The organism is Pseudomonas sp. 21LCFQ010, assembly GCF_024129905.1.
In the GTDB taxonomy this organism is placed as follows: Bacteria; Pseudomonadota; Gammaproteobacteria; order Pseudomonadales; family Pseudomonadaceae; genus Aquipseudomonas.
In genome coordinates this window covers 270,548-291,303 of sequence record NZ_JAMYDZ010000005.1, presented here as the reverse complement: position 1 = coordinate 291,303, position 20,756 = coordinate 270,548, and the positions used below count along the sequence as shown (strand labels likewise).

General features: G+C 61.3%; 16 protein-coding genes. 6 read left to right on the top strand and 10 right to left on the bottom strand.

Annotated features, from left to right (window positions below; all coding sequences use genetic code 11):
* The 3 genes from eutH to NJC38_RS09145 all read right to left on the bottom strand — a co-directional run bounded on the left by eutH (position 1) and on the right by NJC38_RS09145 (position 2,586).
* The gene (gene eutH / locus NJC38_RS09155; RefSeq protein ID WP_253113629.1) at positions 1–1,233 is read right to left on the bottom strand and encodes an ethanolamine utilization protein EutH; all 1,233 of its coding nucleotides are present in this window, start codon (positions 1,231–1,233) and stop codon (positions 1–3) included.
* A gap of 82 nt (positions 1,234–1,315) precedes the next feature.
* Entirely contained in the window at positions 1,316–2,080 is a 765-nt protein-coding gene (locus NJC38_RS09150; protein ID WP_253113626.1) for an SDR family oxidoreductase, read from the bottom strand.
* A 206-nt stretch (positions 2,081–2,286) separates the two neighbouring features.
* A complete protein-coding gene (locus NJC38_RS09145) occupies positions 2,287–2,586 on the bottom strand; it encodes a helix-turn-helix domain-containing protein (protein ID WP_253113622.1) in 300 nt (99 codons plus the stop codon).
* A 97-nt stretch (positions 2,587–2,683) separates the two neighbouring features.
* On the opposite strand from NJC38_RS09145, the gene NJC38_RS09140 reads away from it, so the two are divergent.
* Positions 2,684–3,775, top strand: coding sequence for an NADH:flavin oxidoreductase/NADH oxidase (locus NJC38_RS09140; RefSeq protein WP_045488572.1), 1,092 nt, complete (start codon positions 2,684–2,686; stop codon positions 3,773–3,775).
* A gap of 27 nt (positions 3,776–3,802) precedes the next feature.
* Here NJC38_RS09140 and NJC38_RS09135 read toward each other — a convergent pair whose 3' ends face one another.
* The 4 genes from NJC38_RS09135 to NJC38_RS09120 all read right to left on the bottom strand — a co-directional run bounded on the left by NJC38_RS09135 (position 3,803) and on the right by NJC38_RS09120 (position 7,659).
* Positions 3,803–5,383, bottom strand: a complete 1,581-nt coding sequence (locus tag NJC38_RS09135; protein ID WP_253113619.1) for a PAS domain-containing methyl-accepting chemotaxis protein — start codon at positions 5,381–5,383, stop codon at positions 3,803–3,805.
* Positions 5,384–5,572: 189 nt separating this feature from the next.
* Positions 5,573–6,442: a carboxylate/amino acid/amine transporter gene (locus NJC38_RS09130; protein ID WP_253113609.1), complete on the bottom strand. Its 870-nt coding sequence runs from the start codon at positions 6,440–6,442 to the stop codon at positions 5,573–5,575.
* A gap of 184 nt (positions 6,443–6,626) precedes the next feature.
* Positions 6,627–7,226, bottom strand: a complete 600-nt coding sequence (locus tag NJC38_RS09125) for an FMN-dependent NADH-azoreductase (protein WP_045488566.1) — start codon at positions 7,224–7,226, stop codon at positions 6,627–6,629.
* Positions 7,227–7,341: 115 nt separating this feature from the next.
* Positions 7,342–7,659: a 3-phosphoglycerate kinase gene (locus NJC38_RS09120; protein ID WP_253113606.1), complete on the bottom strand. Its 318-nt coding sequence runs from the start codon at positions 7,657–7,659 to the stop codon at positions 7,342–7,344.
* 212 nt (positions 7,660–7,871) lie between these two features.
* Here NJC38_RS09120 and NJC38_RS09115 point away from each other — a divergent pair, with 212 nt between their 5' ends.
* The 4 genes from NJC38_RS09115 (at position 7,872) to NJC38_RS09100 (ending at position 12,170) form a co-directional block, all read left to right on the top strand.
* Positions 7,872–8,795, top strand: coding sequence for a LysR family transcriptional regulator (locus tag NJC38_RS09115; RefSeq protein WP_045488560.1), 924 nt, complete (start codon positions 7,872–7,874; stop codon positions 8,793–8,795).
* Positions 8,796–8,807: 12 nt separating this feature from the next.
* Entirely contained in the window at positions 8,808–9,596 is a 789-nt protein-coding gene (locus NJC38_RS09110) for an alpha/beta hydrolase (protein ID WP_253113591.1), read from the top strand.
* Between the two features lie 86 nt (positions 9,597–9,682).
* Positions 9,683–10,249: a peptidylprolyl isomerase gene (locus NJC38_RS09105; protein ID WP_045488555.1), complete on the top strand. Its 567-nt coding sequence runs from the start codon at positions 9,683–9,685 to the stop codon at positions 10,247–10,249.
* A gap of 88 nt (positions 10,250–10,337) precedes the next feature.
* Positions 10,338–12,170, top strand: a complete 1,833-nt coding sequence (locus tag NJC38_RS09100; protein WP_253113579.1) for an ABC transporter ATP-binding protein — start codon at positions 10,338–10,340, stop codon at positions 12,168–12,170.
* 381 nt (positions 12,171–12,551) lie between these two features.
* On the opposite strand, the gene NJC38_RS09095 is transcribed toward NJC38_RS09100, so the two are convergent.
* The gene (locus tag NJC38_RS09095; protein WP_253113577.1) at positions 12,552–13,676 is read right to left on the bottom strand and encodes a GNAT family N-acetyltransferase; all 1,125 of its coding nucleotides are present in this window, start codon (positions 13,674–13,676) and stop codon (positions 12,552–12,554) included.
* Between the two features lie 275 nt (positions 13,677–13,951).
* Here NJC38_RS09095 and NJC38_RS09090 point away from each other — a divergent pair, with 275 nt between their 5' ends.
* The gene (locus NJC38_RS09090; protein WP_045488546.1) at positions 13,952–15,226 is read left to right on the top strand and encodes a putative porin; all 1,275 of its coding nucleotides are present in this window, start codon (positions 13,952–13,954) and stop codon (positions 15,224–15,226) included.
* A gap of 129 nt (positions 15,227–15,355) precedes the next feature.
* On the opposite strand, the gene NJC38_RS09085 is transcribed toward NJC38_RS09090, so the two are convergent.
* Together NJC38_RS09085 and hrpA are read right to left on the bottom strand one after the other, a co-directional pair.
* Complete coding sequence (locus NJC38_RS09085; protein ID WP_253113575.1) at positions 15,356–16,477, bottom strand: beta-ketoacyl-ACP synthase III; 1,122 nt, start codon at positions 16,475–16,477, stop codon at positions 15,356–15,358.
* Positions 16,478–16,664: 187 nt separating this feature from the next.
* Positions 16,665–20,576: an ATP-dependent RNA helicase HrpA gene (gene hrpA, locus NJC38_RS09080; RefSeq protein WP_253113573.1), complete on the bottom strand. Its 3,912-nt coding sequence runs from the start codon at positions 20,574–20,576 to the stop codon at positions 16,665–16,667.
* Between the last annotated feature and the right edge of the window lie 180 nt (positions 20,577–20,756).

Genomic DNA, 20,756 nt, shown 5'->3' with positions numbered 1-20,756 from the left:
TCAGGACAGACCGGGGGCTGCACTGAAGCGGCGCTCGGACTCATCCTGTTGACCCAGCTCGATCGCCTTGGGCACCGCCAACCACCAAGCAAGGCCCATGCCGATCACGCCGCCCACCAGCTTGCCGATAATCAGCGGCAGGATAATCGAGGGCTGGAAGTTGGCTGAATAGGCCAAGTGGTCACCAAAGGTGAACGCCGCGCACACGGCAAAAGCCACCACCAGTACCTTGTCTTTGGGCGGCATGCCGGCCAGCAGACGGAACATGGCCAGGATATTGGCCGACGCGGCAAGAATCCCCGCAGCGCCCACCGGCGACAGCCCTACCCGACCGGCGACCTTCTCAATCGGACCTGACAGGTAGCGCTTGATCAGCCATACCATGGGGAAAGCGCCACAGAGCATGATGCTCACGTAACCGGCGATTTCCAGTGCACGCATCTGGTCCTCTTTATCGGCGATGATCGGCGCAAAACCCCAGCGACCGAAGGTCGAGCTGAAGAAGCCGGTGAAGTACTCGACAATCGAGGCCACCAGCACCAGGGTCACCAACGCATACATCAGTTGGCCGAGCTTGAGGAAGATCGCCACCATCAGGTTCGGCAGGTAACGCAAGGCAGCGGCCAGGGCGCAACAGAACAGGATCAGCGGCATCAGGTTCTGGATCAGCCCCGTCAGCGTGAAGTGCAACGCCTGAGTCGGTATACCGGTGGTGGCAATGTCCGGGCGCACGTTCAGGCCCATGCCCTGCATCAGCAGGGCAATCATGATGATGCTGACCGGGATGCTCAGCAGGCCAGCCATAATGCCCAGCGCCATGTATTTGTGGTCGCGCTTGTCGAGCATCGCCAGGCCCACCGGGATCACGAAAATCACCGTCGAGCCGCATTGAAAGCCGGTAATCAGCCCGACTATCCAGCCTTCGGGGCTGCTCGACAACGCCTGGGCCAGTTGATAACCGCCCAGGTCTGCGGCAATGAAAATCGGCCCGGCAATCCCAGCATCGGCGCCCATGGCCTGGAACACTGGCGCGATGAACACGCTGATGAACTGTGAAATATAAGGGATGGCGGCCATGATCCCGGCCACCGGCAGGAAGATCGGGCCGATGCTGTTAATGCCGGCGGTAAACTCCTTGCCCAGCTCCGACTCGGGGTTGTAGATCGATGCGATGGCGCCGATCACGGCGCAGACCATGATCAGGTAAATGACATAAGTGCCGATGTTTTCCATTGCTGCCTCTTCTATTGTAAGAGTTTGTTTTGGCAGGAATTTTCAGTGCAGCGTTGCAGCTATTTTTATTCTGGTGCACTGCTCAGATCGCGGTGTAGCCGTTGTCGACGAACAGGTGAGTGCCATTGACGAAGCTCGACTCGTCGCTGGCCAGAAACAGCGCAGCGGCAGCCACTTCGGCCGGGGCGCACAGGCGGCCCTGCATGCCAGCGATGGCTTGCTCGGAGACATCCACGCCATGGCCCTGCAGCAGCTCGATTTCGCGCAGGCCATGGGCCGTACCGATAAAACCGGGACAGACCGCATTGCTGCGGATATTGCGGTCGCGATACTCCACGGCAATCGCCCGGGCAAACATGTGGCAGGCGCCCTTGGTGGTGCAGTAGGCGACTTCCATCGGCGTGCCGACCACCGCCGAGATAGACGACGTGCAGACGATGCTGCCGCCGCCCGCCGCGAGCATGCCGGGCAGTACCGCCTTGGTGACCAGGAACATGCCTTTGACGTTGATGCCCATCAGCCGGTCCCAATCGGCTTCGGTGGTTTCCAGAAACGGACCGGCAGCGATGGTGCCGGCGTGGTTCATCAACACGGTGACGGGACCGAAATACGCCTCGGCCTGGCGTACCGCGCGCTCAACCTGCGCGCCATTGGCAACGTCGGCGGCAAAGAAATACGCAGTACCGCCCGCCTTGTTGATCCGCGCGGCAACGGCTTCACCATCACTGCCCGGCAGATCGAGAATCGCCACCTTGGCGCCCTCTTTGGCAAACAGCTCTGACGCGGCCAGCCCACAACCGCCTGCGCCGCCAGTAATCAGCGCGACCTTGCCTTGCAATCGACCCATTTCGTTTTTCTCCTGGTTGCAGGTGTAACTTGAGGTTTCCAAGGCTCAAGCTATGACCGGCAGCAGAAGGAGTCCATATACCGAGCGGTATATGGGCAATCAACCTGTTGTTTTAAAAAGGATTTTTGTCGAAAAAGATAGAGAGGGAATCAGCTCTGCTTCGGGGGTCGAGCCCCTCCTACGGGCTGGCGCTGCCAAGGTCTGGGCTAGACCTGGGCCAGGATGACATCCAGCAAGCCGGGAAAGCGCTCGCTCATTTCGTCTTTGCGCAATGAGTTCATGTGCGTAGTGCCGACATTGCGAGTGTGCACCAGGCCGGCATCGCGCAGCACCCGAAAGTGATGGGACATGCTGGATTTAGGGCGACCGCCGTCCAGTTCACCGCAACTGGCCTCTTCAACGCCCGCCAGGCAGCGGACGATTTGCATGCGCACCGGGTCGCTCAACGCGTAGAGCACACGTTCGAGGGTGAAGTCCTGAAGGATGGGGTGTTTGAAGCTTCTCATAGGGCGGCATCATAACGGGGGGCTTCAACATTCGCCATATTTCGAATACTATCGAACTATCGTATTACCAATTGTACCGACTGTAACGGAGTTTTCCATGACCGCCCTGTTCGAACCCTTCAGCCTTAAAGACGTGACCCTGCGCAATCGCATCGCCATTCCCCCGATGTGCCAATACACCGCCGAAGAAGGCGTGGTTAACGACTGGCACCATGTGCATCTGGCCGGTATGGCGCGTGGCGGTGCCGGTCTGGTGGTGGTCGAAGCCACTGCCGTGGCGCCCGAAGGCCGTATTACCCCAGGCTGTGCCGGTATCTGGACCGACGAGCAGGCGCAGGCATTCATTCCGGCGGTCAAGGCGATCAAGGCGGCTGGCTCCGTGCCCGGCATCCAGATTGCCCACGCCGGCCGCAAGGCCAGCGCCAATCGCCCGTGGGAAGGTGATGACCATATCGCAGCAAACGATCCACGCGGCTGGCAGACCATTGCCCCGTCGGCCATTGCCTTCGGCCACCACCTGCCGAAAGTGCCACGCGAGATGACCCTCTCGGACATCCAGCGAGTCAAGCAGGACTTCGTCGATGCCGCCCGTCGCGCCCGTGACGCCGGCTTTGAATGGATCGAACTGCACTTCGCCCACGGCTATCTGGGCCAGAGCTTTTTCTCCGAACACAGCAACCAGCGCACGGATGCTTACGGCGGCAGCTTCGATAACCGCAGCCGCTTCCTGCTCGAGACCCTGGCGGCCGTGCGTGAAGTGTGGCCAGAGAACCTGCCGCTGACCGCGCGTTTCGGCGTGCTGGAATACGACGGCCGTGACGAACAGACCCTCACCGAGTCCATCGAACTGGCCCGCCGGTTCAAGGCCGGCGGCCTGGATCTGTTGAGTGTCAGCGTTGGCTTCACCATTGCAGAAACCAACATTCCGTGGGGTCCGGCGTTCATGGGGCCGATTGCCGAGCGGGTCCGCCGCGAAGCCGGTATCGCGGTGACCTCGGCTTGGGGCTTTGGCACCCCGCAACTGGCCAACGAAGCCGTGAAGGCCGGTCATCTGGATCTGGTCTCGGTGGGCCGTGCGCACCTGGCCGACCCGCACTGGAGCTACTTCGCCGCCAAGGAGCTGGGCGTGGACAACGCCTCCTGGACCCTGCCGGCGCCGTATGCCCACTGGCTTGAGCGTTATCGCTGAGTAACCGGCGCTGTTGCTTGCCAGCGATCAGTGGCGCCGACTGGCGCCGCTGCGAAACTGCTGCACCAGCCCGTGCAGGCGGGTGCTCAGTTGCAGGACCTGGCTGGCACGGCCATGGTTATTGCCGCTGGCCTCGACATTGCGCTCCGCCGCCCGGCGAATGCTGCCAATGTTGTGATTGATCGCCTCGGTGCGGCGACTCTGCTCGTGCATGGTCGCTGCCACCTGGGCATTCATGCGGGCGATGGCTTCGACCCGCAAACCGATATCGCGCAACGCATCAGTCGCCTGGCTGGCCTGGCCGACACTGGCCGCCGCCTGTTCGCGGCTGCTGTCCATCACGCTGACGGCGCTCAGCACCTTGCTGCGCAACCCCTCGATCATGTGATGAATATCCATGGTCGATTGCTGGGTGCGCGCTGCCAGGCCGCGGACTTCATCGGCGACCACCGCAAAACCGCGGCCCTGATCACCGGCCCGCGCCGCTTCGATGGCGGCATTGAGGGCCAATAGATTGGTCTGTTCGGCAATGCCACCAATCACATCCAGGACCGTGGCGATCTCGCTGCTATGGCTCTGCAGGTGATTGACCACTTCGACCGCTCGCTGGATATCCGCTTCCAGACTGGCAATCGATTCACAGGTGCGCGCCACGATGCGCTGCCCGCACAGGGTTGCTTCACCGGCCTGGCTGGCCAGCGTGGCGGCGCTTTGCGCATGACCGGCCACCTCCAGAGTGCTGCTGGCCACGGAATTGACCAACTCCGCCACCTGATCGGTCTCGGCCTGCTGTTGCATCGACAACGCATTGCTGGCATCGATCTCATCGAGCAACCCCTGAGTTTGCTCACCAACCTTTTGCGAGGCATCGGCGATACGGCCGATCACTGCGCCGGTTTCGTTGCGCAGCATGCGCAAGGCAAATTCGATCTGGCCCAGTTCGTCACGGCGCCCGGTGTAGAGCAACTGACTGACCGGATTATCGGTCAGGGCCTGGGCGTGCTGCGCCAGTTGCTGCACCGGCCTCAAAATACTGCCCACCCCGAGCATGGCCAGCGCACTGCACAGACCGCCCAGCACCAGTACGCCGCTGGGCGGCAACGCCAATGCCCAACCTGCGGCCACGGCCCCGCTGCCGACCAAGGCTCCCACTCGGGCCATTGAACGACGGCGCAAACCGCCTGCACGCAGCGCCACCGGGCCGCAGCGCAACCGCTCATACAACCGCTCGGCAGCTTGCCAGTGTGCAGTTTCAGGCTTGCTGCGCACTGACTGGTATTCGACGATCTGGCCATTACGCCGGATCGGCGTCACATAGGCACTGACCCAGTAATAGTCGCCGTTCTTGCAGCGGTTCTTGACCAGTCCCATCCATGAGCGGCCACTGGCCAGGGTTTGCCACATGTGTTTGAACACCGGCGCGGGCATGTCCGGATGCCGCACGATATTGTGCGGCTGCCCGAGCAGTTCTGCTTCGGTGAAGCCACTGATATCAATGAACTCGGCATTGGCATAGCTGATATGGCTTTTGCCGTTGGTGGTGGAAAGAATATTGGCGTCGGCAGCAAGTTCGATATGACGGCCGCCGGCTGGCAGTTCAGAGGGCATGAGGCGTTCCTTGAGACAGGGATTTCAGAGCCTCCCTACCCATCAGGCAGCGCGGCGCAGGCCGACGTTCTACCTGCTCGCCATAGTGGCCAGTTGACGCACATCAACCCCGCCACAAATTTTTGACTCAACGCCGACCAAGCGTCTTCTCGCCCTCAAAACCGCTATTTACTTGACGGCACAAAGCCGTCACCTGAGCGTTGACGGCTCGCGACGGGTGCCCAGACGGCTGAGCCATACCGAGGCAATGATCACCCCGCCGCCGATCAGTAACCGGGTGTAGTCCTGGTCCTGATTCCAGATCAGCAGGTTAATCAACAGCCCCAGCGGCACATGCAGATTGCCCATGGCTGCCAGGCTGGCAACCGGCACCAGGCACGCGCCTTTGTTCCACCAGTACATGGCCAGCGCCGTGGAACACAGGCCGAGGAACACCAGTACCAACCATTGCTGTGGTGCATCGGGCAGCTTTTGCAGATTGCCGAATGCCAGACAGGCTGGCAGCACTACCAGCAGCGCGCCGACAAAGAAATAGCCGAAGCGCCGATAATGGGGCAGATCACTGGGGTAACGGGCGACCAGATGCTTGTACAACACCTGCCCGGCGGCATAGGTGAAGTTGGCCAATTGCAGCAGTAGAAAACCGCCGAAAAATTCGCCGTCCAGGCCATCGTAGCGAATGACCCCGGCCCCCAATACCGCAACCAGCGCGGCCAACAATGCCCAAGGGTTGAAACGCCGGTTCAGGGCATCTTCGATCAGGGTCACATGCAACGGGGTCAGGATGGTGAACAGCAACACTTCCGGCACCGTCAACACCCTGAAACTCAGGTACAGGCATACGTAGGTAATGCCGAACTGCAGGGCACCGATCAGCAGCATGCCGCGCATGACGCCCGGTTCGACCTGGCGCCAGCGGGTCAGCGGGATGAACACCAGCCCGGCCAGCAGCACGCGGATCAGCACGGCGACATAGCTGTCGACATGCCCGGCCAGATACACACCGATCAGGCTGAAAGAGAGCGCCTGAATCAGCGCGACGGTAAATAGATAACCCATGATTGCCCCTTGTAGACCGGTGGCGACCATAGCGGGTCAGGCGAGGCACTGTCCAGACGAGCACCAACGCGGGCCGTGTAGCAGCGGCGGGCGGTGATCCGCATCAGCCGCGAAAGCCTGTGAAAGCTTCGCAGCTGAAGCTGCTCCTACAGAGGTTCCTTGTTGGCGGTATGACAGCGTGGTATCAGGCCACTTCGGCCAGCTTGGCCAGTGCCTGGTTCAAGCCTTTTTCGCTGAACTCACCACCCATGTTCAAACCTTCGGCGTGGATGAACGTCACTTCATGGATGCCGATGAAGCCCAGCACCTGGCGCAGGTAGGGTTCCTGATGGTCCATCGCGCCGCCGGTGTACAGGCCACCCCGGGCGGTGAGGACCACAGCGCGTTTGCCGGTCAGCAGACCCTGCGGGCCGGTCTCGCCGTATTTGAAGGTCACACCGGCACGCAATACATGGTCGAACCAGGCTTTCAGGGTGCTGGGGATGGCGAAGTTGTACATCGGTGCGGCAAGCACCAGCACATCAGCAGCGACCAATTCATCAGTCAGCAGGTTGGAGCGCTCAAGGGCGGCCTGCTCGCTGGCATCACGCTGATCATCGGGCTTCATCCAGCCACCGAGCAAGGTGGCGTCCAGGTGTGGCGCTGGCTCGACGGCCAGGTCACGGACGCTGATAGCGTCCTGTGGGTGGGCGGCCTTCCATTGCTCGATGAACTGCCGGGTCAACTGGCGGGATACCGAGCCTTCCTGGCGAGCGCTGCTTTCGATGATCAGTACGCGAGACATGGTTTGTGCTCCTTGAAGTCATATTTGATGTGATGGAGCACAGCTTAATCATCGACTCATCCGTTAAAAAGCGCAAAAAATTGCTACGACCAATCGAATATTTTGCTTGATTGCTTTACGCTGCCGGTTCGCATTCCAGCTTGATCCGCAGCTTGATGATGCTGCGATTGAATTTCGACACCACGTTGAGACTTTGCCCGGCCTTGACCTCGACACGGCGGACACGCGGCGCTTCCGGGCCATTGATGAATTCCACCCGGCAACGCGCGTCGACCTGGCCATAGTTGTCCAGGGTCAGCGACCCGGTGTCGTGGTAGGTGTCGTGGCTGCGGTAATCGACCTGCACCCCGGGCGTGCTTTTCTGCACTTCGATGGGATAGGCCAGCGCGGCAGTCGGCAGCATGGCCAGCACAACGCAACAGATTCGGTTCATCGGGCAGTCTCCTTACTCAGGGGTGCCTCTAAAAACGTAGGCGAGGCAGTCAGCGCTAGGCGAAATCAGGCGAGAAAGCGGAGTTTACATGTTGTAAATGAGCATTTTGATCGGACTCGCGCACGAGCCTGATTTCAACAACGCGATGGCCACGCAGGTAGTTTTTAGAGGTGTCCCGGTGATGACCGGACAATAAACAGGAGCAACAGCCGATGAAAGCCCCCCGCGTCACTCTTGATCAATGGCGCACCCTGCAAGCTGTGGTCGACCACGGCGGCTTCGCCCAGGCAGCAGAAGCCATGCACCGCTCGCAATCGTCGGTGAGCTACACCGTGGCGCGCATGCAGGAGCAACTGGGCGTGCCGCTACTGCGTATCGACGGGCGCAAGGCCGTGCTCACCGAGGCCGGCGGTGTGCTGCTGCGCCGCTCACGGCAACTGGTCAAGCAGGCCAGTCAGCTGGAAGACCTCGCTTACCACATGGAGCAGGGCTGGGAAGCCGAAGTACGGCTGGTGGTCGATGCGGCCTACCCCACCGCACGGATTGTCCGCGTGCTGAGCGCATTCATGCCGCAAAGCCGCGGCTGCCGGGTGCGCCTGCGTGAAGAGGTGTTGTCCGGGGTCGAAGAAGTGCTGCTCGAAGGGGTCGCTGACCTGGCGATCAGCGCGCTGAGCATTCCCGGTTATCTCGGCACGGAAATGAGCCGGGTCGAATTCGTTGCCGTGGCGCACCCTGAACACCCGCTGCATCAGGCCAATCGCGAGCTGACCTTTCAGGACCTGGAAAGCCAGTTACAAGTGGTGATCCGCGACTCGGGCCGCCAGCAGCCACGTGACGTCGGCTGGCTGGGCGCCGAACAGCGCTGGACAGTCGGCAGCCTGGGAACGGCAACGACCTTCGTCAGCAGCGGTCTGGGCTTTGCCTGGCTGCCCCGGCACATGATCCAGCGTGAACTGCGTGAAGGCGTCCTCAAACTGCTGCCGCTGGATAAAGGCGGCAATCGCAACCCGGCGTTCTATCTTTATTCTTCCAAAGACAAACCGCTGGGTCCGGCAACGCAAATTCTGATCGAGTTGATCCGTACCTTTGATACCGCGCCGCTGGATGCGCCATTCGCGGCCCCACCCCAAGCCTGACAGGAGTCACGCATGGCCTTTTTTGAACACGACGGTTGTTCACTGCACTACGAGGAGTACGGCCAGGGCAGCCCGGTGCTGCTGCTTCACGGTCTGGGCTCCAGCGGCCTGGACTGGGAATACCAGATCCCGGCGCTGGCCGCCCAGTACCGGGTCATCACCCTGGACATTCGCGGTCACGGTCGCTCCGACAAACCCCGCGAGCGTTACAGCATCAAGGGCTTCAGCGCCGATGTCGAAGCCCTGATCGAGCACCTGCACCTGGAGCCGGTGCATGTGGTGGGCCTGTCGATGGGCGGCATGATCGGCTTTCAACTGGCAGTGGATCATCCGCAATGGCTTAGAAGCCTGTGCATCGTCAACAGCGGCCCGCAGGTCAAAGTGCGCAGCGCCAATGAGGTGTGGCAGTGGTTCAAGCGCTGGAGCCTGGCACGCCTGCTGAGCATGCAGGCCCTCGGCCAGGCGCTGGGCAAACTGCTGTTCCCGCGCCCTGATCAGGCCGATCTGCGGCGCAAGATTGCCGAGCGTTGGGCACGCAACGACAAGCGCGCCTACCTGGCCAGTTTTGACGCGATTGTTGGCTGGGGCGTGCAGGAGCGCTTGTCGCGCATCAGCTGCCCGACCCTGGTGATCAGCGGCGACCGTGATTACACCCCGGTGGCAGTCAAGCAGGCTTACGTGAAGCTGATCCGCAATGCCCGGCTGGTGGTCATCGAAAACTCCCGGCATGCCACACCGCTGGATCAGCCCGAGGCATTCAACCGTACCCTGCTGCAATTCATTGCCGCACAGGAAGTCTGAGGCGGGCTTGCACTGGTGTTTACCTGGCTAGCTGTGGTTTGCTAGCCGACCTCAGTCGCAACCACCACCGAAGGACTCACTGCATTATGTTCAAGACTCTCGCCCTCGCCGCCTGCACCGTGATGTTCTCGGCCAACCTGATGGCAGCCGAGCCAGCCAAGAGGACGCACGTGGTGCTCGACACCAGCTTCGGCCAGATCGAACTGGAATTGGCCGACGACAAAGCGCCGATCAGCACCAAGAACTTTCTGAGTTACGTCGACAGCAATTTTTACAGCAACACGGTTTTCCACCGGGTGATTCCCGGCTTCATGATTCAGGGCGGTGGTTTCACCCAGCAACTGAGCCAGAAGTCGACCCAGGCGGCGATCAAGAACGAAGCCGACAACGGCCTGCACAACGTACGCGGCACCATTGCCATGGCCCGCACCAGCAGCGTGAACTCGGCCACCAGCCAGTTCTTTATCAACACCAATGACAACGCCATGCTCGACCACGGTGTGCGTGACTTCGGTTACGCGGTGTTCGGCAAGGTAGTCAAAGGCATGGACGTGGTCGACCAGATCGTCAATGCCCGTACCGCCAACCAGAAAGGCATGCAGAACGTGCCTGTCGACCCGATCCTGATCAAGTCCGCCAAGCGCGTGGAGTGATCGGGGGCCGGCCTGCCCTGCGGGGCAGGCCGGACGGGACCGCTTCCCACCCTCAAGGAGAGCCCGCTGCCGGCGGGAATCAGACCCCATGCTTTATCGTCGTTTCGAGCAATTAATCGACATCTTCCGGGACGATCCCGGTGCCGCACCGCCCAATCGGGTTCTGCCTTTCTATCTGCACTACCTGCGCCAGGTCTGGCCCAGCTTCGCTGCCCTGCTGGTCGTCGGCCTGGTGGTTTCGCTGATCGAAGTGGCGCTGTTCAGCTACCTGAGCCGGATCATCGACCTGGCACAGACCACCGCGCCTGGCGAGTTTTTCAGCGCACACCGTAACGAACTGCTCTGGATGGTGGTGGTCACCCTGCTGCTGCGACCGATCTTTGTCGCCCTGCATGACCTGTTGGTGCACCAGACCATCAGCCCCGGCATGACCAGCATGATCCGCTGGCAGAACCACCGCTATGTGCTCAAGCAGAGCATCAACTTCTTCCAGAACGACTTTGCCGGGCGTATCGCCCAGCGCATCATGCAGACCGGCAACTCGCTGCGCGATTCGGCGGTGCAGGCCATGGACGCACTGTGGCACGTGCTGATCTACTCGATCAGCGCGCTGGTGCTGTTTGCCGAAGCCGACTGGCGGCTGGTGATCCCGCTGGTGCTGTGGATCGCTGCCTATGTCCTGGCGCTGCGGTACTTCGTGCCGAGGGTCAAACAGCGTTCAGTGGAAGCTTCCGATGCCCGCTCCAGACTGATGGGGCGTATCGTCGATGGCTACACCAACATCACCACCCTCAAGCTGTTCGCCCATACCAATCACGAACAGCGCTACGCCCAGGAAGCGATCCGCGAGAACACCGAGAAGGTCCAACTGGCCGGCCGCGTACTGACGGCCATGAACGTGACCATCACTGGCATGAACGGCCTGTTGATCGTCGGTACTACCGGTCTGGCATTGTGGCTGTGGACCCAGTCGCTGATCAGCATGGGGGCCATCGCTCTGGCCACGGGCCTGGTGATCCGTATCGTCAATATGTCGGGCTGGATCATGTGGGTGGTCAATGGCATTTTCGAGAACATCGGCACGGTGCAGGATGGTCTGGAAAGCATCTCGCAACCGGTGGCGGTCACCGATCGCCCGGATGCCCGGCAACTGCAGATTGGCCAGGGCGGCGTGAAGTTCGCTGCGGTCGACTTTCACTATGGCAACGGCCGGGGCATCCTCCATGGCCTGGATCTGGACATCCGGCCCGGCGAGAAAATTGGCCTGATCGGCCCGTCCGGTGCGGGCAAATCGACCCTGGTCAATCTGTTACTGCGTCTGTATGACGTACAAAGCGGGCGCATCCTGATCGACGGCCAGGACATTAGCGAGGTGACTCAGGAGAGCCTGCGTGCGCAGATCGGCATGATCACTCAGGACACCTCGCTGCTGCACCGTTCGATCCGCGACAACCTGCTGTACGGCAATCCCGGCGCCACGGATGAGCAACTCTGGGAAGCGGTGCACCGCGCCAAGGCTGATGAATTCATCCCGTTGCTGTCCGATGCCGAGGGGCGTACCGGCTTCGATGCGCATGTGGGTGAGCGCGGCGTCAAGCTGTCTGGCGGCCAGCGTCAACGCATTGCGATTACCCGGGTGCTGCTCAAGGATGCGCCGATTCTGATCATGGACGAAGCCACCTCGGCGCTGGACTCGGAGGTTGAGGCGGCGATTCAGGAGAGCCTGGAAACCCTGATGCAGGGCAAGACCGTGATCGCCATTGCCCACCGCTTGTCGACCATCGCACGGATGGACCGCCTGGTGGTGCTGGATAAGGGGCGGATTGTCGAGATCGGCAACCATGCCGAGCTGCTGGCCAAGGGCGGGCTGTATGCGCGGTTGTGGCAGCACCAGACGGGCGGGTTTGTGGGGGTGGATTGAGGCTGTAGGAGCGGTTTTAACCGCGAAGACCTTTAGCACGATACAAGAGTCTTTGCCGCTGTTGTCCATTCGCCAGGTTCCGCCCTTACGGCGGGTCACTTTTGGTTTCGCCCAAAAGTAACCAAAAGGCATTGCTCCTGGCTTGGGTCCGCCCTGCGGGCAGACTCCCCTCCGTCCGGCATCGATTCGGGGGCCGGCGCGATGGGCATCCCTGCCCAGCGCACCTGAAACCGACATCCATGTCGGTTTCTCCCCCGAATCGACGCCTACCCTCGGCCTGCACCCAAGTCGCGATTTGCGTCGTCTGTGCTATCTCGGCTCGGAGATCAAAAGCAAAATCAACAACATCTCAACGCAGTGTTGGAGGGCGAGTTCGTCCGTCTACGCCTGCCGATACGGCAGCGCGTTGCGGGCATCCTCGGCATAGGCCAGTACACCGACCCGCTCTTGCTCAAGAAAATCCGCCACAGCGTCTTTGAGTCCTGGATGCAGCAGGTAGTGCCAGGAATGAGTGATTTGGGGTTCGAAGCCGCGAATCAGTTTGTGCTCGCCCTGGGCACCTGCGTCGAAGCGTTGCAGGCCATGGGCGATGGCGTAGTCCATGCCCTGATAGAAGCAGGTTTCGAAATGCAGCCGGTCAAACTCGGCCAGGCAGCCCCAATAGCGACCATAGAAACTGTCGCCGCCGACCAGGCTGAAGGCCATGGCCACCGGGCGGTTGCCTTGCCGGGCCAGGACCACTCGAATCGCTTCGGGCATGCGCTCGGCCAACAGGCTGAAGAACTCGCGGGTCATGTACGGCGTCTGGCGGCGTACGGCGTAAGTATTGGCGTAGCAGGCATAGACAAAATCCCACAGGGCCTCGCTCATCTGCGACCCGCTAAGCCATTCGAACTCGATACCCTGCCCTGCCACTTGCTCACGTTCTTTGCGCATCTGTTTGCGCTTGCGAGAGCTCAGCGCATCGAGAAAATCCTGAAAATCCCGATAGCCGCGATTGTGCCAGTGGTACTGGCAGCCGTAGCGCTGTAGCCAGCCGTCCTGTTCGGCCAACAACGCATCGGCAGCCGGGTCGGTGAAGTTTACGTGGGCACTGGACAGCCCTTGGCCATGCAGATAACCCGGCAGCCCTTCGAGCAAGGTCATACCGGCCTGAGCGCTACTGGCAAGGATTCGTGCACCGCTGACCGGGCTGAACGGCACGGCGGCCAGCAGCTTGGGGTAATAGGCAATGCCCGCGCGGCGACAGGCATCGGCCCAGCCGTGATCGAACACGTACTCGCCATAGGAATGCCATTTGCGATAGGCCGGCATGGCTGCGACCAACTGCCCCGCCTGCTCATGCAACACATGCTCGGCACGCCAACCGGAATGGGCCCCCAGGCTGGCGCTGTCTTCCAGAGCGCTGAGAAAGGCGTGGCGTAAAAACGGCTGCTGATCTGGCAGCAAGGCATCCCAGTCAGCCGCAGAAACCGCGCTCAGGCTATCGACGACATGTACGGACATCTGCGGGTTCTCTCTGGCCAGTGGAGGTCGCCAGTATCACCGATTGCACGCCCGGTTTCCCAGAAAGACATTACCGACCGCTCTATTCCGGGCATTACAGCCCATCAAATGCAACGAGATTGTCATCCACATGCCACCACTTTGCCACTTTTCTGTAATGCCTGGCAGTAATACTGGCGCCTGTTTTTAGAACCGGTTGAAAGACCTGAACCAAATCCCGTCAGGGATGTCCTGCGCCATGGCAGCCGCCGGCGCACCCAGCCTCGGAGATATTTATGCGTCCTGTTTCTACTCGTACTGCGGCAGCCCTGTGTGGCGGTCTGGTATTGGCCATGAGCGTTCCGGCCAGTGCCGCAGTCGACGCCAAACTGCTCGACATGCTGAAGGCAAACGGCTCGATCAGCACTGCCCAGCACGCTGAGCTGCAAGCTGACCTGGCCAAGGAGCAACAAGCTGCTGCCACCAAGTCTGCTGCTGCGCAGAGCGATTTCGAGAAGAAAGTTGCATGGGCTGCCAAGACGCAGATCAAAGGCGACGTACGTGTGCGTCAGGAAAACATCGACATCGCTGGCGAAGCCGACAACGGCGGCCGCGACAAGGATCGTCAGCGTATCCGTGCCCGCCTGGGTGCCTACACCGAAATCAACCCGCAGGTTAACAGCGGTATCCGTATCGCCACCGGCGGCGGCAACGATGCGCGCTCGACCAACCAGGACCTGGACGGCTACTTCTCGAAGAAATCCATCTGGCTGGACCTGGCTTACATCGACTACCACCCGGACGCCATCAACGGCCTGTCGATCATCGGCGGCAAGATGAACCAGCCATGGGTGAGCATGGGCGACGTGATCTGGGATAGCGACATCAACCCCGAAGGTCTGGCCCTGACCTACAAGCTGCCACTGGCAGGCAAGACCGAGCTGTTCACCAGCGCCGGTCACTACACCCTCAAAGACAACGTGGACGGCAACGGCGTCGAGTTCAAGAACGACCTGCGCCTGTACGCTGGCCAGGCCGGTGTCAAATTCGCCCCGCTGGACAACCTGAAAGTCACTCTGGGCGGTAGCGTCTACGGCTTCGACAACGACACTGACAGCGCCTGTGGCACTGCCACCACCACCCCTTGCGCGCTGCGGGTGAACGGCAACACTACAGAAGAGTTCCGTCTGTACGAAGGTTTCGGTCAGATCGACATCAGCGGCCTGGCCGTGCCACTGGGCCTGTACGGTCAGTACGTGGTCAACGACGAGTCCACCGACGGTCACGATACTGCCTGGCTGGCCGGTGTGAAGACCAAGGCATTCGGCTTCAGCCTGGACTACAACTACCGCGACGTGCAGCGTAACGCTGTAGTCGGTGCCTTCACCGACTCCGACTTCGCCAACGGCACCACCGGTTCGCGCGGCCACAAGTTCAAGGTCGGTTACGAAATCGACAAGAACTTCTCGCTGGGCGCGACCTACCTGATGGCCGAAGCTGACTTCGCCAGCCGTGCTGGCCGCGACAAAGACGTTGACGTCCTGCAGCTGGACGCCGAAGTCAAGTTCTAATCTGCTGTAGCGGGCCTCTGGCACAGCCAGAGGCCCAACCCGAGTGTGCTAAACCGGGCGTTTGAGTATCGTTCCCCATCATCCGACGATACCCTGAACGCCCGGTTTTTTTGTGCCTGGTGCGGTGGATCAGCGTTTGCGCAGGATCACACTGCCAATCGAATAGCCTGCACCGAACGAGCTAAGCACACCCAGCGCGCCTTGCGGCAAATCATCCTGATGGCTATGGAAGGCGATCACTGAACCAGCCGAACTGGTGTTGGCGTAGCGATCGAGAATCACCGGCGCTTCTTCACTGCTGGCATCACGCCCCAGCAGCTTCTTGACGATCAACTGGTTCATGCTCAGGTTGGCCTGATGCAGCCAGAAGCGCTGCACGTCAGCGACGTTCAGGCCGCTGTCCTGCAGATGGCTGCCGATCAGCTGCGCCACCATGGGGCACACCTCACGGAACACCTTGCGGCCTTCCTGCACGAACAGCTTGTCCCGCGCATCGTTGCCCTCTTCGGCAGTGCGGTTAAGGAAGCCGAAGTTGTTGCGGATGTTGTTGGAGAACTGGGTCAGCAAACGGGTGCCGACAATCTCGAACTGGTGCGCCGAGGTAGCCAGGTCCGCGCGCTCTACCAACACGGCGGTGGCGGCATCACCGAAGATGAAGTGGCTGTCGCGGTCGCGGAAATTCAGGTGCGCGGTGCAGATTTCCGGGTTGATCACCAGCAGCGCCCGAGCCTGGCCCAGATGCACGCTGTTGTAGGCGTTTTGAATACCGAAGGTGGCTGAAGAACAGGCTACGTTCATGTCAAAACCGTAACCCTCGATCCCCAGAGCCGCCTGAATCTCGATGGAAATCGCCGGGTATGCCCGCTGCAGGTTGGAACAGGCGACGATTACCCCGTCGACATCCGCTACGGTTTTGCCCGCGCGCTCCAGCGCCTGGCGCGCTGCCGCCACGCCCATTTCACAGAGAATCGACGGCTCGTCGTTGCTGCGCTCGGCCAGCAGCGGCTTCATGCGTTGCGGGTCGAGGATGCCCTGCTTGTCCATCACGAAACGGCTTTTGATGCCCGAGGCTTTCTCGATGAACGCCGCATCGGAAGGCGCTTGCGCCTGGACTTCACCGCGCTCGATGGCTGCCGCGTTGTCCGTGTTGAATCGGGTCACCCAGGTATTGAAGGATTGCACCAGCTCTTCATTGGAGATGCTGTGGGCCGGGGTATACAGGCCAGTGCCGCTGATGACGACGTTGTGCACGGTCGTTCCTCTCTTGGATTATGGGTCTTGCTGGCCTTAATGGCACCAGCGTACCAACTTGCTGGCGTAGCGCGAATACCCGCGGCGCTCAATGGGCGTCAGCAGGGCACCACGGCAATAGCACGCAAGGCGTGAAGTGTGCCACAGCGCCCCGGCTGCGAGCTATCGCGGCCGCTCCTACCAGCGTTTAGCCTTGTACCTGACTCCATTGTTTGCTCAGTCGCTTGTCGGAAACCGGAATGCGGGTGCCGAGCTGCTGGGCGAACAGCGAGACGCGGTACTCTTCCAGCCACCAGCGCCAAGTGGTCAGTTCCGGATCGCGTTTGCCTTCCTGGGCATGTTTGTCGGCGCGGGCCTGGTACTGCGCCCACAACTCGCCCAGTTCGATGCTCCACACCCGGTCCTTCTGCAACTGGGCCGGGAGTTTCTCCAGACGCAGTTCGATGGCCTTGAGGTAGCGCGGCAATTCCTTGAACCACTGCGCCGGCGTCTCGCGGACAAAGCCTGGGTAGACCAACCGGCCCAGTTGCGCCTTGACATCGTTGAGTGCCACGGCTCGGGCCAGGTCGATCTTGCCCTTGAAGCTTTTCTGCAGACTGTGCCATAGCTTGAGGATTTCCAGAGTCAGGCGCGCCAGCCGCTCGGCATGCTCGGCCCACTCGCCGCGCTTGCGCTCGGCCAGCGACAACAGCCCGGCGCCGTCACGCGGCAGATTGGCTTCGCCTTCAAGCACACAGCTGTCCAGGCTGGCCAGCAGAATGTCTTCGATCAGCGCCTCGACACGGCCCAGGTCACGGTGCAGCAGGGCCAGTTCAGTTTGCCCCGGCAGCTTGCCGCGCAAGAATTTGGCGGTATCGCCCAGTTGCTGCAACAACAAGCGCTGCAAAGCACGGCGGTGCTGGTAGTCGGCCTCGGCCTGGGTCGAAAAGCGGCCTTCCTTGACGTTGCCGCCCTCTTCGACCAGTGCCGGATACACCGTCATCGACAGCCCGGCGACCTTGTGCTGGGTCTTTTCATCGACCTTGGCGAAGCCCTTGGCTTCAACTGGCTGCTGGCTTTTGGCAGTCTGCGGCACCGCCAGGGCGGCCTGGCCGGCTTCGGCAAAGCGGGCGGTCAGGGTATCCAGATCACGCCCTTCGCCGAGAAACTTGCCATTACCGTCGACCACCTCCAGGTTCATCTTCAGATGCCCTTCGAGCTGTTCGGCAGCTTCAATCCAGGCTTCGTCCGGCACCCGGGCGCCGGTCATGCGCAGCAACTCACGGCCCAGCGCCTCAGGCAGCGACCCCTCGCCAAAACTGATGCGCTGCAAAGCAGCCTTGATGAAGTCCGGCACCGGCACGAAGTTTTTGCGGATCGCCTTGGGCAGGTTGCGCACCAGGGCAATGCACTTGGCTTCCAGCAAACCCGGCACCAGCCACTCCAGGCGCTCGGCCGGCAGCGACAACAGCAGAGGTGCAGGCGCACGCAGGGTGACGCCGTCGCGTGGATGGTTAGGCTCGAAGTGATAACTCAGCGGCAGGGTCAGTTCACCGAGGCGCAGGCTGTCGGGGTACTGCGCGGCCGTGACTTCCTTGGCCTCGCGGGCCAGTACGTCTTCTTCGCGCATGATCAGCAGGTTCGCGTCCTTCTGACTGCCCATGCGATACCAGCTGTCAAAGGTCGCCGTCTGATGAATTTCCGCAGGCAGGCGCGCCTCGTAGAAGCCGTACAGGGTTTCTTCGTCGGCAAGAATGTCACGGCGCCGGGCCTTGGCTTCGAGTTCGTCGAGCTGTTCGAGCAACCGCGCATTGGCGCTCAGGCACTTGGCCCGCGAGTTGATATCGCCGCGCACCAACGCTTCGCGAATGAACAGCTCGCGCGACACCACCGGGTCGATAGGCCCGTAGTGCACTGCACGGCGGCCGACCACAATCAGGCCGTACAGGGTGATCTGCTCAAACGCCACCACTTGCCCGCGCTTTTTCTCCCAGTGCGGCTCGAAGTGGTTTTTCTTGATCAGATGCCCGGCCAGCGGCTCGATCCAGTCGACGTCGACCTTGGCTACCATACGCGCGTACAGCTTGGTAGTTTCCACCAGTTCGGCAGCCATCACCCACTGTGGCCGTTTACGCCCAAGGCCCGATGAAGGGTGAATCCAGAAGCGCCGTTGCCGGGCACCGAGGTAATCGCCCTCTTCGGTCTTCTGGCCGATCTGGCTCAGCAGGCCGGAGAGAATCGCCTTGTGGAATTTCGGATAATCAGCCGGCTCCGGGTTGATCGGCAGCTTGAGTTCGCGGCAGATAAGGGTCAGTTGCCGGTGTGCGTCGCGCCACTCGCGCAAGCGCAGGTAATTGAGGAAGTTGCGCCGGCACCAGTTACGCAGCGGGCTGGACGTCAGCGCCTGGCGCTGCTCTTCAAAACCGCGCCACAGGTTGACCAGCGCAGCGAAGTCGGAATCGGCGTCTTTCCATTGCGCATGGGCCTGATCGGCGGCCTGCTGACGCTCGGGCGGACGCTCACGCACATCCTGCACCGACAGCGCACTGGCGACGATCAGCACTTCCTGCAAGCTGCCCTGTTTCGCTGCTTCAAGCAGCATCCGGCCCATTCGCGGGTCCACCGGCAGGCGTGCCAGTTGACGGCCCAACGGCGTGAGCTGGTTCTCGCGGTTGACCGCTGACAGCTCCTGCAACAGGTTGAAACCATCACTGACCGCCTTGCCATCCGGCGGCTCGATGAACGGGAATGCGCTGATATCGCCCAGACGCAGATGAAGCATCTGCAGAATCACCGCCGCCAGGTTGGTGCGCAGAATTTCCGGGTCGGTAAATTCCGGCCGCGACAGGAAATCTTCTTCGCTGTACAGACGGATGCAGATCCCTGGCTCGACCCGGCCACAGCGCCCCTTGCGCTGGTTGGCACTGGCCTGGGACACCGCCTCGATAGGCAGGCGCTGGACCTTGGCGCGGTAGCTGTAGCGGCTGATGCGTGCAGTGCCGATGTCGATCACATAGCGAATGCCCGGCACGGTCAGGGACGTTTCCGCCACGTTGGTGGCCAGCACCACACGACGGCCCGGATGCGACTGGAAGATCCGTTGCTGCTCGGCCGGTGACAGCCGCGCATACAGCGGCAGGATTTCGGTGTGGCGCAGTTGCGCCTTGCGCAGCACCTCGGCAGCGTCACGAATCTCGCGCTCACCCGGCAAAAACACCAGCACGTCGCCGGGCGTCTTGCGCTCGCGACGTTCCAGCTCGGCCAACTCGTCAAGCGTCGCGAGGATCGCCTGATCGACAGTCAGGTCTTCCTCGACGCTGTTGCCTTCTTCGTCCTGCTCGCTGGTCAACGGCCGGTACCAGGTTTCGACCGGGAAGGTGCGCCCGGAAACCTCGATGATCGGCGCGTCGTTGAAATGCTCCGAAAAGCGCTGCAGGTCGATGGTCGCGGAGGTGATGATGACCTTGAGGTCCGGGCGACGCGGCAACAGGGTCTTGAGAAAACCGAGCAAGAAGTCGATGTTCAGGCTGCGCTCGTGGGCCTCGTCGACAATGATTGTGTCGTAACGCTCAAGAAAGCGGTCATGCTGGGTCTCGGCCAGCAGGATGCCATCGGTCATCAGCTTGATCAGGGTGCTTTCGTCGCTCTGATCTTCAAAGCGCACCTGATAGCCCACCAGCGCGCCCAGCGGTGTGCCCAGCTCTTCGGCCACCCGGCTGGCAACACTGCGCGCCGCGATCCGGCGTGGCTGGGTATGGCCGATCAGGCCATGCTGACCGCGACCGATCTCCAGGCAGATCTTCGGCAACTGGGTGGTCTTGCCCGAGCCGGTTTCACCGGCAATGATCAGCACCTGATGCTTGAGCAGTGCGGCCTTGATCTCGTCGCGCTTGGCCGCGATGGGCAGGTTATCGTCGTAACGAATCGCCGGCACACTGCGCTGGCGCGACTCGACCCGCGCGCAGGACGCCTGCAAACGCTCGACCCACTGCGCCAGCTTCACTTCGTCGGGGTGCTTGCGCAACTCATGGATCTGCCGCCGCAAGCGATGCCGCTCGCGGGTTTCGACGTGATCGAGTTTTTTCAACAATTGGTCGATAGAAGGCGATTCGGCGGTCATCAGCTGCGCAGGGTCTTTTCGAAAGGGGGCAAAGCGGGGATTGTCGCAGATTTGATGCAGATAAGGGGATGGCTGCGGGAACGGCCGGGGCTTGTAAGAGCTGCTTTAGCTGCGAAGACCGAAGAATTCGCGGCTAAAAAAGAATTCGCGGCTAAAGCCGCTCCTACAGGGGTAACGGGG